This window comes from Sulfitobacter sp. UBA1132 (assembly GCF_002311545.1).
In the GTDB taxonomy this organism is placed as follows: domain Bacteria; phylum Pseudomonadota; class Alphaproteobacteria; order Rhodobacterales; family Rhodobacteraceae; genus Sulfitobacter; species Sulfitobacter pontiacus.
This window is the reverse complement of sequence record NZ_DCAN01000019.1, coordinates 309129-321706: the sequence shown is the minus strand read 5'-3', so window position 1 is coordinate 321706 and position 12578 is coordinate 309129. Positions and strand designations below refer to the sequence as shown.

Below are 12578 nucleotides of genomic sequence, written 5' to 3'. Positions count from 1 at the left end.
GGTGCGGCGCTCTTCATCCATGATGCCCAGCTTGACCGTATTGGCAGGCAGACCGAGCACGGTTTCCACGCGGGTAAATATCTCATCAGCAAAGGCCACTTCCTCGGGCCCGTGCATCTTGGGCTTAACCACATAGACCGATCCCGCGACCGAGTTGCGCATGCCCCCGGTCTTTTGCAGATCGTGCATCGCGATCAGCGTGGTGACCATGGCATCCATCAGCCCTTCGCCAATCTCGCGCCCGTCACGGTCCAGAATGGCGGGGTTGGTCATCAGGTGGCCGACATTGCGCACCAGCATCAGCGACCGCCCCTTGATCGTCAGCGCGCTGCCGTCTGGTGCGGTATAGTCGCGATCCCCGTGCATCTCGCGCGTGACCTGCTGGCCGCCCTTCTCGAAGGTTTCCGACAGATCCCCTTTCATCAGCCCCAACCAATTCCCATAGGCCACGACCTTGTCCTCGGCGTCCACAGCGGCGACGCTGTCTTCGCAATCCATGATCGTGGACATCGCGGATTCCAGCAGCACATCCGCCACGCCTGCCGGATCGGTCTTGCCAATGTTATGTGCGGCGTCGATCCGGATTTCGATGTGCAGCCCGTTGTTGCGCAGCAAGATCGCCTCGGGCGCGGCTGCGTCCCCACGGTAGCCGACAAACTGCGCCGGATCTTTCAACGCAGGTGTCAGCGCGCCGTCAACCACGGCATACCCCGTTACGTCCACGTGACTGCCTGACGCCAGCGGGGCCGCGTCATCCAGAAACGCCTTGGCCTGCGCCACGACCCGTGCACCACGGTCCGCATCGTATCCCTTGCCCTGCGGCAGATCACCCAAAGCGTCGGTGCCGTAATAGGCGTCATACAGGCTGCCCCACCGCGCATTGGCGGCGTTCAGGGCAAAACGGGCGTTGGTGATCGGCACCACCAGCTGCGGGCCAGGCACCTGAGCGATTTCAGGGTCGACGCCTTTTGTGTCAATCTCGAACGCGGGACCTTCGGGCACAAGATACCCGATCTCGCGTAGAAAGCTTGTGTAGGCGTCCGCATCATGAGCCTGGCCGGCCCGTTCCTTGTGCCAGCTGTCGATCTTGGCCTGCATATCTTCACGGGTCTGCAGCAGCGCGCGGTTCTTGGGGCCAAGGTCATGCACCAGATCGCTGAGCCCCGCCCAGAACGTTCCCGCATCGATGCCGCTGCCGGGCAGTGCTGCACCCTCGATAAACTCAACCAGTTCGGCGGCAACCTGAAGGCCGTTTTTGTCGGTACGCTGTGTCATCTCATAGCTCCTGTCGCTCGCGTGGAATTTGCTTTGCGACAAGACTTAGAAGGTATCCCCTCGTGGAGCAACATGTATTGGTAAAATCATCTTACCAATGCAGCCCCTACCGAGCGCCAACTGCCCCCCGTGCCCTGCGGCATCGGTCAGAGCAGTATTTCACCGTCTCCCAATCGCGCGCCCATTTGCGCCGCCAGCTAAAGGGCAGCCCGCAGCTATGGCATATTTTGGTCGGCAGATCTGCTTTCCTGCGCATCTTCGCCATTGCGTCTTACCCCCCCGGATAATCCCTATCATCATAAAAAACGGCAGGCCTTGTCGCCAAGGTCTGCCGTCCAAAATCATTAAATCTTCAATCGTTAAAAGCGCTTATAAAACTCAGTTGCTTTCGTTTGTCCCCGGAGCGACGGGATCAACAGGCGCTGCGTTGGTATCGTCCGCCTGTGTTGCGCCGCTGGTGTCTTCCTCGGTCACCGCGGGGACGGTGCTGTCAGTGGTAATGGCCTGCGTGCTTTCTTCGGCAGCGGGTTGACGGTCTTCGCGACCGTTGTCGATCAGGATGAAGCCAAGAATGGCCGTAATCACGATGCCGAAGATCATCGCGCCTTTGACGCCAAGCAGCGCGGGTTTGTGCTGTTTCTCTTGTTTGTCGATATTTGTGTCGGGTGCAGACATGATGCCCTCCGATGGGTTCGGTGAAAGTTGATCTTCTCGGGTGGCGACCTTGCAGGTGCCGTGTTGCAAGACTAACTTGAGCGCTGGACATCTGGTTCCAAACAGAAGGAAAAAACATGCGCGACGCTGCCCCCCAGACGATATATCTGGCCGACTACACGCCTTATGGCTTTATCATCGACGATGTCGCGCTGCATTTCGATCTGGACCCGCGCAAGACCCGCGTCAAAAGCCGTATCTCCTTTCGCCCCAACCCCGATGCAAGCAACCACACGTTCTTTCTGCACGGGGAGAACCTATCGCTCGTCTCGGCCACGATTGATGGCACGCCCGTCTCGCCCGAGGTGACGCCCCACGGGCTGACCTGCGATGTGCCAAACGCACCCTTCGTCTGGGAAGCGGAGGTAGAGATCGACCCGATGGGCAATACCGCGCTTGAGGGGCTTTATATGTCGAACGGCATGTATTGCACCCAATGCGAGGCGGAAGGCTTTCGCAAGATCACCTATTACCCCGACCGCCCCGATGTGATGGCAGTGTTTACCGTGACCATCAACGGACCACATCCGGTATTGCTGTCCAACGGCAACCCCGTCAGCAGCGGCAAGGATACCGCCGAATGGCATGATCCCTGGCCCAAGCCTGCCTACCTGTTTGCTCTGGTCGCGGGCGATCTGGTCGCACATCCCGGCAGCTTTACCACGAAATCAGGCCGCAAGGTTGACCTGAACCTCTATGTGCGCCCCGGTGACGAAGGCAAATGCGCCTTTGGGATGCAGGCGCTGAAAGACAGTATGAAATGGGACGAGGACGTTTATGGTCGTGAATACGATCTTGATCTGTTCAACATCGTTGCCGTGGATGACTTCAACATGGGCGCGATGGAGAATAAGGGGTTGAACATCTTCAACTCCTCCGCCGTTCTCGCGTCGCCCGAAACCTCGACCGATATGAACTTTGAACGGATCGAGGCGATTATCGCGCATGAGTATTTCCACAACTGGACCGGCAACCGCATCACCTGCCGTGACTGGTTTCAGCTGTGCCTGAAGGAAGGGCTGACGGTCTATCGCGACAGCCAGTTCACCTCTGACATGCGCTCTGCCGCGGTGAAGCGGATCGGTGATGTGATCGACCTGCGCGCCCGCCAATTCCCCGAGGACCAAGGCCCGCTGGCCCACCCCGTGCGCCCCGAGAGCTTTCAGGAAATCAACAACTTCTACACCGCCACGGTCTATGAAAAAGGGGCCGAGGTGATTGGCATGCTCAAGCTGCTGGTCGGGGACGCGGCGTATTCAAAAGCGCTTGACCTCTATTTCGATCGCCACGACGGGCAGGCGTGCACCATCGAAGACTGGCTACAGGTGTTCGAGGATACAACAGGCCGCGATCTGGGGCAGTTCAAGCGCTGGTATTCCCAAGCGGGCACGCCGCAGCTGTCGGTCACGGAAAGCTGGGACCACGGCACATTGACGTTGCATTTCAAGCAACACACCCCCGCCAGCGCGGCCACCGCCGACCCGCAGCCCTATGTGCTGCCGATCGCTGTCGGGCTGATCGGTCAGGACGGGGACGAGGTGCACGAGACCACGGTGCTGGAAATGACGCAGGCCGAACAAAGCTTTGTCTTTGACGATCTGGGAACGCGCCCTGTGGCATCCGTGCTGCGCGGCTTTTCCGCGCCGGTGGTGCTGACCCAAGACCTGTCGAACGCAGATCGCGCGCATCTGCTGGCCCATGACAGCGATCCGTTCAACCGTTGGGAACAGGGGCGCATGCTGGCCTATGGGTCGCTGCTTGGGATGATCCGCGAGGGCAAGGCCCCGAACAAGGATTGGCTGGCCGGTATCCGCGCGGTAATCGGGGATGAAACCCTTGATCCGGCGTATCGCGCGCTGATGCTGGGGCTACCGTCGCAATCCGATCTGGCGCGCGCGCTGTCAGAGGCAGGCGACACCCCAGACCCCGACATCATCTATGCCGCGACCGAGGCGACCCGCGCTGCGATGGCCGACGCCTTTGCCGATCTGTTGCCGACGCTTTATCGCCGTCACACCGTCGACGCCCCGTTCGAGCCAAACGCGAGACAGGCGGGCAAGCGCGCCTTGTCCAATGCCGCCCTGTCACTGCTGACGCGCAATGACGACGGCGTGCTTGCGCAAGAGCAATATGACGCGGCCGACAATATGACCCAGCAGCTTTCCGCGCTGGCCAATCTGGTCCGCGCCGGTCGCGGCAACAAAGCTGTCGAGGCCTTCGAGGCACAGTGGAAAGCGGACCGTCTGGTCATGGACAAATGGTTCGGCCTGCAGGTGATCGAAGCCGACCCCGAAGACGCCCACGAGGTGGTCGAGACGCTGACCAAACACCCTGACTTCAACTGGAAGAACCCCAACCGCTTCCGCGCCGTGCTGGGGGCCTTTGCTGCGCATCACGCGGGCTTCCACCATGCTTCGGGGGCGGGCTATCGTCTGCTTGCCGATTGGCTGATCCAGCTTGATCCGGTGAACCCGCAGACCACTGCGCGGATGTGTTCGGCCTTCCAGACATGGAAACGCTATGACACTGACCGTCAGGACATGATCAAGGCAGAGCTGGACCGCATCCTGTCGCAGCCCGGCCTGTCGCGTGACACGACCGAAATGCTGACACGTATCCGCGGTGCATGATGCCGCCGAAGGTGTCCCGCCGCGGGGCACCTTCCACCACCGGCGTGCGGGTCGCAGCCTTTGGACCGCTTTGGTGGTCGCGGCTGTCTGGCTGGCGCTGGTCACGGCCTATGTCGTGATTGACGCGTCCCCTGTGATACTGGCGATCGTCGCCCTCTTCACCCTGCCCGCGCTATGGGATCTTGCGACGAACCCCATCGCCAGCCTGAGCCTCTCCCCGCAGGCGCTGGTCTGGCAGCGGGGCAAGGATAAGGTCACGATCCCGCTCGACACAATCGACCACATCCGCCTTGATACGCGGCTGGACCTCTCTGTACGCGCGACGGTGGTGCTGCGCTCGGGGCAGCGGTTGCGTATTCCCCCCGATACCATGCCCCCGCACCGCCCGTTCGATCACGCGCTTCACGCCGCTGGCGTCCCCACGCAGCGGCACCACTTTAGCCTGCGCGGCTAGGCCGGCCACGGGCGGCGCGTTCAGGGGCGCGGCTTGGGGCGCGTCGCATCCAGTGGTTTGCAATAGGCTTGCTGCTTCAGCCAGCGCGACATGTCCCGACGTTTCGCAGGGCTGCGCAACGGGCCCCAATCCGCCGCGACACCACGCCCGCCGCGGCCATAGATCACCCCGTCACGGGGCACGGTGACCGCCATGATCCGCACCGCACAGCTCAGGTTCGCGGCCCCGTTCTGCAACCCCGCGCCCGTGCCGACGTTGCAGCCATAGCCGCGCGCGGTGGCAGGCAGGATCTGCAGCAGCCCGTACCACAGACCGCCGCCCCCGACCGCGCGGGCCTTATACGTACTCTCATGTTTCGCCAGCGCCGACATGAACCCGACCCAGAACGCCCTGCGGTCCGCGTCCGAGGCGGTGGGATAGGCCGGGCACCAGTCGTCGATGTCGGCGGGCACCATATCAACCAGAGGCTTGCCGTGGGACTTGAGCGCGGACAGCGCCGTGCGCGTCCAGACCGCATGCCCGCGACGGTGCTGCCACCTTGTGCGCGGGATCACCCCGTTGCGCGCAGGCGGCGAGACCTCGTAAAGATTGATCGGCGCGGCGGTCGCAAGGTCGGGGCCCGCTGTGCCACCCTCTCCGGGCACTGCAGGCGCGGGTTCAATCGGCGCGGCGGCGGTCGGCGGCGTAGTGTCAGGATCAGGGACCGCGCTGCGGGCCACCGGGCGCAGGACATTCACCGTCTCGGCGACCAGCGGCAGTGCCACGCCACCGGACAGAAGCGCGACCACCACCGGCGCGAGAATCACCCACCCCAGACCACCGCGCCGCATCCCGCTGCGGCGTGCTGTTATCTTTGCTGACATTCCTACTCCCCCAGTCGTATTCGCGCACAACATAGCGTGTTCCGCGCCATCGTCGCCGGTCTTTGAACAATCAGGCATTATTCAGCCTTAAAGCCGCGTTCAGACGCTTGGCAAATCCCAGACTAACCATCGCGATGCCATCTTGGTGCCTAATTATCCCGCCATTTCAGTGGCAGAAGACGGGTTCATATAGGACTGGACAAACGATGCGGCACCTCAAGAATTTATTCAAACGCAAAAGCGTTCCGACGCTGCTGTTGGATTCTGACGATCTTGGCCAAACGCCGCGCAAGCAAGAGCCCCGCCCGCACCCTCAGAAAGCCGCGCAAACTGCCGTGCCGCGCCCTGATGCTGTGCCGCCTTCGCCTCATGAAATGCTCAGCATCGACTGCCCTGATCCCACCGCCGAGGACCGTCTTTGCGATGAAAACCACCAGCTGGGCCAAGGCTTGGTGCGGCAAGAGAACTGGGCGGCCCTGTCAAAGGTGATCCGCGCGGCAGACGCTGATAGCACGCTCACCCCCGGGTCCATGCCTGTGGCCGAGCTGATCGCCTATGGTGCCCGTGCCGATGTGGTCATGGCGACAGAGCACGCGATCGAGGACGTGGACAGCGGCTTTGCCAAAGCCTTGCTGAGCGGGATCGAGGATTTCGAACATGTGCTGGACGAGCACCAAGACGATTACGTCGTCGCCTGCGTCGTGGCACAGGCGCATATCGACATCGGCTGGGCGTGGCGCGGCAAAGGCGAAAGCAACGTGCTGCCGCAACGCAACCGCGACGCCTGCATTGCCCACTTCGAGCGCGCCGGAGAGATCATCGCCCCCTTCATTGCCCAGCATCCCACCAGCGCGCTTGTCGCGGCCACCTGCTGCGCCCATGCGAGCGGGCCGTTCAACCACCAAGGCGGGCTGCGCGAAAGCTACGAAAAGCTGATCATGCTCAACCCGCTGAACCCGCGCCCCATGCGCGCCTTGGGCAACCACCTGCTGCCGCGCCATCACGGCGGCTATTCAGAGCTTGAGCTTGAAGCCCGACGCACCGCCGCGCGGGTACAGAATGTCTGGGGGGCCGGTGGCTATACCTGGGTGATGTTTGACGCGATCTGCTCTGATGATACGGCCTGCGCCAATCTGGACGTTGACTATTTCATCGACGGCTTGCGCGACATCCTTGCCCATCACTCCACCGCCTATTTCGCGAACCTGCTGGCGGCCTATTGCGCCAATATGACCAGCTTTGGCGGCGGCGGAAACGAACGCGCCGACAGCATTCGCGCCCGTATCGGTGCCTGCACCGAATGGATCATCCGTGCACATCTGACAGAATTGCATCCGATGATCTGGGCCCATGCCGCCCATGGCTTTGACAACAACCTGCGCATCCGGTCGCCGCATAAATTCGCCGCGTCCGGCCGCGAGGATGCGATGCAGGTGATGACCAGCCTGTTCCGTTCCGAGCTCGCCTCGGGGCAGCGGATCGTGTTCACCAGCAAGGGGCCACAGGCCACGCCTGCCTAAGATCGCCTTTGGGCAGCACCTCTTGGCCGGTCCGTGCACGCATTGGCGCGGCCTGCCTCTTGCAGCACCCCGCCCCCTGTCTTATGACCAAGGCGTTCTGTTTCTGACGCCAAAGGTGCCCCCATGCTTGACCTGACCTATGACACCCCCAAAGTGCGCACCATTGCGGGTGCCAAACATGACTGGGAACTGGTCATCGGGATGGAGGTGCACGCGCAGGTTCTGTCGAACGCAAAGCTCTTTTCCGCCGCCTCGACCAAATTCGGGGCCGAGCCGAACAATAACGTCGCTTTCGTTGACGCGGCCATGCCCGGCATGCTGCCCACCATCAACGAATACTGTGTCGAACAGGCCGTGCGCACGGGTCTGGGCCTGAAGGCCGAGATCAACCTGCACAGCGCCTTTGACCGCAAGAACTATTTCTACCCCGACCTGCCACAGGGCTATCAGATCTCGCAGCTTTACCATCCCATTGTGGGCGAAGGTGAAGTGCTGGTGGAACTGGGCGACGGCACGGCGCGGCTGGTGCGCGTTGAACGCATCCACCTTGAACAGGATGCGGGCAAATCGATCCACGACATGGACCCGAACATGTCCTTCGTCGACCTGAACCGCACCGGTGTTGCGCTGATGGAAATCGTGAGCCGCCCCGACATCCGCGGCCCCGAAGAGGCAGCCGCCTATCTGACCAAACTGCGCCAGATCCTGCGCTATCTGGGGACCTGCAACGGCGACATGCAATCCGGTGCCATGCGCGCGGATGTGAACGTGTCGATCTGCCTGCCCGGTCAGTACGAAAAATATCAGGAAACGCAGGATTTCAGCCATCTGGGCACGCGCTGCGAGATCAAGAATATGAACTCCATGCGGTTCATCCAGCAAGCGATCGAGGTTGAGGCGAAACGCCAGATTGCCATTGTCGAGGCCGGTGGCGAAGTGGTGCAGGAAACCCGCCTGTTCGATCCGGACAAGCAGGAAACCCGCTCCATGCGCTCAAAGGAAGAGGCGCATGACTATCGCTATTTCCCCGACCCCGATCTGTTGCCTTTGGTGATCGAACAGGCTTGGGTGGACGACATCGGTGCCAACCTGCCCGAATTGCCTGACGCCAAGAAAGCACGTTTCATCAACGACTTCGGCCTAAGCGATTATGACGCCTCGGTGCTGACCTCGGATCTGGACAGCGCAGGCTATTTCGAGGCAACCGCACAGGGTCGCGACGGCAAGATGGCGGCGAACTGGGTGATTAACGAACTGTTTGGCCGCCTCAAGAAAGACGAGAAAGCCATCACCGACAGCCCCGTCAGCCCTGCTCAGCTGGGCGGTGTGATTGATCTGATCGCCTCTGACGCGATTTCGGGCAAGATCGCCAAGGATCTGTTTGAAATCGTCTATACCGAAGGCGGTGATCCTGCGGTGATCGTTGAAGAGCGCGGGATGAAGCAGGTCACAGACACCAGCGCGATCGAGGCCGCCGTGGACGAGATCATCGCCGCGAACCCCGATCAGGTCGCCAAGGCGCGCGAGAATCCAAAGCTCGCTGGTTGGTTCGTCGGTCAGACGATGAAGGCCACGGGCGGCAAGGCGAACCCCAAAGCGGTCAACCAGATCGTCGCGCAAAAACTGAACGGCTAGGGCATCGGGCCGGGGTTCACCAAAAACCCCGGCCCTTTTCTTGCCACGCTCTCCCCTGACATCCTCTGAAAGGTCATTTATGGACACGCCCTTCCGGTCATCGCCGCGCATCGTGCAGCCCGAATGGATCGACTTTAACGGTCACCTGAACATGGCCTATTATTCGGTGCTGATGGATAACGCCGTCGATGATGCCTATCACCAGATCGGGTTCGGGCCAGAGTATCAGAAAACCGGCCACACCACCTATGTCGCCGAATTCCACGTCTGTTATCTGCGCGAGCTGCATGAAGGGGCGTCGACCTATTGCACCTTCCAACTGCTCGACTTTGATGAAAAACGTTTCCATTCCTTCACGCAGCTTTGGCACGCGGACGGATGGCTTGCCGCCACGGGCGAGGCGCTGACGCTGCACATTGACCAGTCCGGCCCCCGCGTGGCCCCCATGCCCGCCGACCTCATGGCGCGGCTTGAGGCGATGAAGACAGCCCATGCCAGCTTGCCTTATCCTGAACAGGCGGGCCGCAAGATTGGTCTGAAACGCTGAGTGTATCCCGTTGCCCACCCCCGTAATGATTTGAAAGCCAGCCGTCATGCCACGCTATGAATACAAAGTTGTGCCCGCCCCGACTAAAGGGTTGAAAGCCAAGAACGTCAAAGGGGCAGAAGCGCGTTTTTCCCATGCGTTGCAAGAGCTTATGAACGGTCTTTCAGGGTATGGATGGGAATATCAACGCGCCGAGACCCTGCCGTCGATCGAACGCGCGGGCCTGACCGGCAGCACGACAGAGTGGCGCAATGTGCTGGTGTTTCGCCGCCTCCGCGAGGCCGAGCCCGAGGACGAAGCCGTCACTACAGAGCTGCTTCCCCCGCCGCAGCCCGACCCGCACGACACGCCCAAGCCCGAAGCTGAAACCGCCCAAGCAGAGGACGCAGGCGACGCGCCCTATTTCGAGGATGAGCATGGCGAAACGAAAGACGACGGCAAGACCGCCGTGGTGGCCCCGTCCCTGCTGAACGCGCTGGCGTCGCGGCGCAAATCAACCACCGTGAAAACGCCCGCCAAGCCAAGCGCCACAGCCGCAGAGACCGCCCCGAAGACCGAGGCAGACACCACGGCCCCCGAAACGGAAACGACAAAGACGGATAAGACGGCAGACTAGCCGCAAACCGTGACGCAGGGCTTAAACGTCGAGATCCAGCGCAAGCGCGTGAATACGCCCAATCAGATCGGGGCCAAGCGCGCCATGCACGGCACGATGCCGCGCAACACGGTTCAGCCCCTTGAAATGGGCCGACCGGATTTTCACATTAAAATGACTTTCGCCGCCCTCGCGATAGCCCCCGTGGCCGCGATGGCTTTCACTATCGTCAACGACGCTTAATTCCGATGGGGCAAACGCCTCTTCCAGCCGGTCGGCAATTTCTTGTGTCACTGACATTTTTTAGCTCAGCCCCCCTTCAATCTCACAGCCCAAGGTCTAAACTGACCGGCCTGAGTCGGAAAGGTCCATATCATGCCCAAAAGTGATCCCTTTGGATTCGACATGTCCGTGTCGTCTTCGAAAAAGAAAAATCCCCGTGGCCGTCGCGGGATGTCCGGTGCGTCCGAGACATCGCAACGCGTCTGTTCGCACGAAGGCTGCGAAGAACCGGGCAAGTACCGCGCGCCCAAAGCACCGGACGTGCTGGATGATTATTTCTGGTTCTGCCAGAAACACGTGCGCGAATATAACCTCAAGTGGAACTTCTTTGACGGCACCACAGAAGCCGAATTGAACGCCCAGCAATCCAAGGACAAAGTGTGGGAGCGTACGACCAAGCCCCTTGGCGACCCCGAAGCACGGGCCTGGGCGCGTTTGGGCATCGAGGATCCGCATCAGGTTTTGGGCAAGAACGCGACGCAGAACCCCGGCAAAGGGCCTGCCGCAGGTCGCCGCCTGCCCCCCACGGAACGCCGCGCGCTCGAAATTCTGGAAGCCAAGGACACCTGGACCAAACCCGAGGTGCGCAAGGCCTATAAGGCGCTCATCAAGGTGCTCCACCCCGATATGAACGGCGGGGACCGCAGCCAGGAAGAGCAGCTGCAGCTCGTCGTCTGGGCCTGGGACCAGCTGAAGGGCAGCCGCAACTTCAAGGACTGATGCCGCGGCATTCCGGCGGGCCGAGGGCATCGGCAACCGCCTGTGACGGGCTTAAGGGCCATATAGATGGGGCGGTGCAGACAAATGCGCCGCCCCTTTTCCATATGACACAAGGATTCGCGGTTTTGCCGCAGGTGCGAATTGCCCCTTTCCCTCGCGCTCAGGAAAGATATGTTGCCGTGGACGCCACCCTTGATCCGCAAGCGGTGCGCAAGACAGAAGCATGAAGGACGTACAAAATATGGCCGAGACCTCATTGGACCTCACAACCAAACCCACCAAAGAGATCTCCGTTCGCGAAGTCTTTGGCATCGACACCGACATGGTGGTGCATGGCTTTGAAGAACGTACAAGCCGCGTTCCCGATCTGGACAGCACCTATAAATTCGATCCCGACACCACAATGGCGATCCTTGCGGGGTTCAACCATAACCGCCGCGTGATGGTTCAGGGCTACCACGGGACGGGTAAGTCCACTCACATCGAACAGGTGGCAAGCCTGCTGAACTGGCCCTGTGTCCGCGTCAACCTTGATAGCCACATCAGCCGGATTGACCTGATCGGGAAAGACGCGATCAAGCTGAAAGACGGCAAGCAGGTCACAGATTTTCAGGAAGGCATCCTGCCTTGGGCCCTGCGCAACCCCACAGCAATCGTGTTTGATGAATATGACGCAGGCCGCGCCGATGTGATGTTCGTGATCCAGCGCGTGCTGGAGGTAGACGGCAAGCTGACGCTTCTGGACCAGAACCAAGTGATCGAACCCCACCCCTATTTCCGCATTTTCGCGACCGCGAACACGGTGGGTCTGGGCGACACCACGGGTCTTTACCACGGCACGCAGCAGATCAACCAGGGCCAGATGGACCGTTGGTCGCTTGTGGCGACGTTGAACTACCTAAGCATCGACGCCGAAACCCAGATCGTTCTGTCGAAGAACCCGCACTACAACACCGAAAAAGGCCGCAAGACGATCAAACAGATGGTTACCGTCGCCGACCTGACGCGCACCGCCTTCATGAATGGCGAGCTCTCGACCGTTATGTCGCCGCGGACCGTGATTGCCTGGGCCCAGAACGCCGAGATTTTCCGCGACGTGGGCTATGCCTTCCGCCTGTCGTTCCTCAACAAATGTGATGAACTTGAACGCCAGACCGTGGCCGAATTCTATCAGCGTCTGTTCGACGAAGAGCTACCGGAATCCGCCGCCAGCCTGAGCCTTGGCTAAGCTACGATCCACCCCGTGCCCGCGTTGGCAGGGATGAAGAACAAGACGTCCACCGGCAGCTTGGTCGGTGGACGACAGTCTGACCGCAGCGCCCCGTTTCGTGTGGCCGCGGTGA

General features: G+C 61.0%; 13 protein-coding genes. 8 read left to right on the top strand and 5 right to left on the bottom strand.

The genetic code is table 11. The features are described 5' to 3' along the window. The 3 genes from B4F27_RS15320 to B4F27_RS15310 all read right to left on the bottom strand — a co-directional run. On the bottom strand, positions 1–1275 hold a 1275-nt coding region (locus B4F27_RS15320), incomplete at its 3' end, for a malate synthase G (protein ID WP_286760061.1). Positions 1276–1381: 106 nt separating this feature from the next. After that, positions 1382–1540 carry a DUF2256 domain-containing protein gene (locus tag B4F27_RS15315; protein WP_286760060.1) on the bottom strand — a complete coding sequence of 53 codons (159 nt, stop codon included), beginning with the start codon at positions 1538–1540 and terminating at the stop codon, positions 1382–1384. Positions 1541–1653: 113 nt separating this feature from the next. Then, positions 1654–1950, bottom strand: a complete 297-nt coding sequence (locus B4F27_RS15310) for a hypothetical protein (protein WP_286760059.1) — start codon at positions 1948–1950, stop codon at positions 1654–1656. A 116-nt stretch (positions 1951–2066) separates the two neighbouring features. Here B4F27_RS15310 and pepN point away from each other — a divergent pair, with 116 nt between their 5' ends. Together pepN and B4F27_RS15300 are read left to right on the top strand one after the other, a co-directional pair. Further along, positions 2067–4619, top strand: coding sequence for an aminopeptidase N (gene pepN, locus B4F27_RS15305; RefSeq protein WP_286760058.1), 2553 nt, complete (start codon positions 2067–2069; stop codon positions 4617–4619). Continuing rightward, the gene (locus tag B4F27_RS15300) at positions 4612–5073 is read left to right on the top strand and encodes a hypothetical protein (protein WP_074634469.1); all 462 of its coding nucleotides are present in this window, start codon (positions 4612–4614) and stop codon (positions 5071–5073) included. The genes pepN and B4F27_RS15300 overlap by 8 nt, the downstream gene beginning before the upstream one ends. A gap of 20 nt (positions 5074–5093) precedes the next feature. Here the strand turns inward: B4F27_RS15300 and B4F27_RS15295 are convergent, their stop codons facing one another. Beyond that, positions 5094–5936 carry a transglycosylase SLT domain-containing protein gene (locus B4F27_RS15295; RefSeq protein WP_286760057.1) on the bottom strand — a complete coding sequence of 281 codons (843 nt, stop codon included), beginning with the start codon at positions 5934–5936 and terminating at the stop codon, positions 5094–5096. A 206-nt stretch (positions 5937–6142) separates the two neighbouring features. Between B4F27_RS15295 and B4F27_RS15290 the strand changes: the two genes are divergently transcribed. From B4F27_RS15290 to B4F27_RS15275, 4 genes are all read left to right on the top strand, one after another. Next, entirely contained in the window at positions 6143–7456 is a 1314-nt protein-coding gene (locus B4F27_RS15290; RefSeq protein ID WP_037964066.1) for a hypothetical protein, read from the top strand. A 123-nt stretch (positions 7457–7579) separates the two neighbouring features. Beyond that, positions 7580–9091 (top strand): Asp-tRNA(Asn)/Glu-tRNA(Gln) amidotransferase subunit GatB, encoded by a 1512-nt coding sequence (gene gatB, locus B4F27_RS15285; protein ID WP_005854083.1) that lies wholly within the window; start codon positions 7580–7582, stop codon positions 9089–9091. 79 nt (positions 9092–9170) lie between these two features. Continuing rightward, entirely contained in the window at positions 9171–9638 is a 468-nt protein-coding gene (locus B4F27_RS15280; protein WP_286760056.1) for a thioesterase family protein, read from the top strand. 46 nt (positions 9639–9684) lie between these two features. Next, complete coding sequence (locus tag B4F27_RS15275; protein WP_286760055.1) at positions 9685–10254, top strand: hypothetical protein; 570 nt, start codon at positions 9685–9687, stop codon at positions 10252–10254. A 21-nt stretch (positions 10255–10275) separates the two neighbouring features. On the opposite strand, the gene B4F27_RS15270 is transcribed toward B4F27_RS15275, so the two are convergent. Then, entirely contained in the window at positions 10276–10533 is a 258-nt protein-coding gene (locus B4F27_RS15270) for a BolA family protein (RefSeq protein ID WP_005854089.1), read from the bottom strand. Between the two features lie 75 nt (positions 10534–10608). Between B4F27_RS15270 and B4F27_RS15265 the strand changes: the two genes are divergently transcribed. Beyond that, on the top strand, positions 10609–11235 hold the full coding sequence (locus B4F27_RS15265) for a J domain-containing protein (RefSeq protein WP_005854091.1): 627 nt from the start codon (positions 10609–10611) through the stop codon (positions 11233–11235). 223 nt (positions 11236–11458) lie between these two features. Next, a complete protein-coding gene (cobS, locus tag B4F27_RS15260; RefSeq protein ID WP_009824910.1) occupies positions 11459–12463 on the top strand; it encodes a cobaltochelatase subunit CobS in 1005 nt (334 codons plus the stop codon). Positions 12464–12578 lie beyond the last annotated feature (115 nt).

Bases quoted from the DNA above. Each gene is read 5' to 3' on its own strand.
- B4F27_RS15265 (WP_005854091.1), top strand. From the start codon at position 10,609: ATGCCCAAAAGTGATCCCTTTGGATTCGACATGTCCGTGTCGTCTTCG.
- B4F27_RS15275 (WP_286760055.1), top strand. From the start codon at position 9,685: ATGCCACGCTATGAATACAAAGTTGTGCCCGCCCCGACTAAAGGGTTG.
- B4F27_RS15290 (WP_037964066.1), top strand. From the start codon at position 6,143: ATGCGGCACCTCAAGAATTTATTCAAACGCAAAAGCGTTCCGACGCTG.
- gatB (WP_005854083.1), top strand. From the start codon at position 7,580: ATGCTTGACCTGACCTATGACACCCCCAAAGTGCGCACCATTGCGGGT.
- B4F27_RS15270 (WP_005854089.1), bottom strand. From the start codon at position 10,533: ATGTCAGTGACACAAGAAATTGCCGACCGGCTGGAAGAGGCGTTTGCC.
- B4F27_RS15280 (WP_286760056.1), top strand. From the start codon at position 9,171: ATGGACACGCCCTTCCGGTCATCGCCGCGCATCGTGCAGCCCGAATGG.
- B4F27_RS15295 (WP_286760057.1), bottom strand. From the start codon at position 5,936: ATGTCAGCAAAGATAACAGCACGCCGCAGCGGGATGCGGCGCGGTGGT.
- pepN (WP_286760058.1), top strand. From the start codon at position 2,067: ATGCGCGACGCTGCCCCCCAGACGATATATCTGGCCGACTACACGCCT.
- B4F27_RS15315 (WP_286760060.1), bottom strand. From the start codon at position 1,540: ATGGCGAAGATGCGCAGGAAAGCAGATCTGCCGACCAAAATATGCCAT.
- B4F27_RS15310 (WP_286760059.1), bottom strand. From the start codon at position 1,950: ATGTCTGCACCCGACACAAATATCGACAAACAAGAGAAACAGCACAAA.
- cobS (WP_009824910.1), top strand. From the start codon at position 11,459: ATGAAGGACGTACAAAATATGGCCGAGACCTCATTGGACCTCACAACC.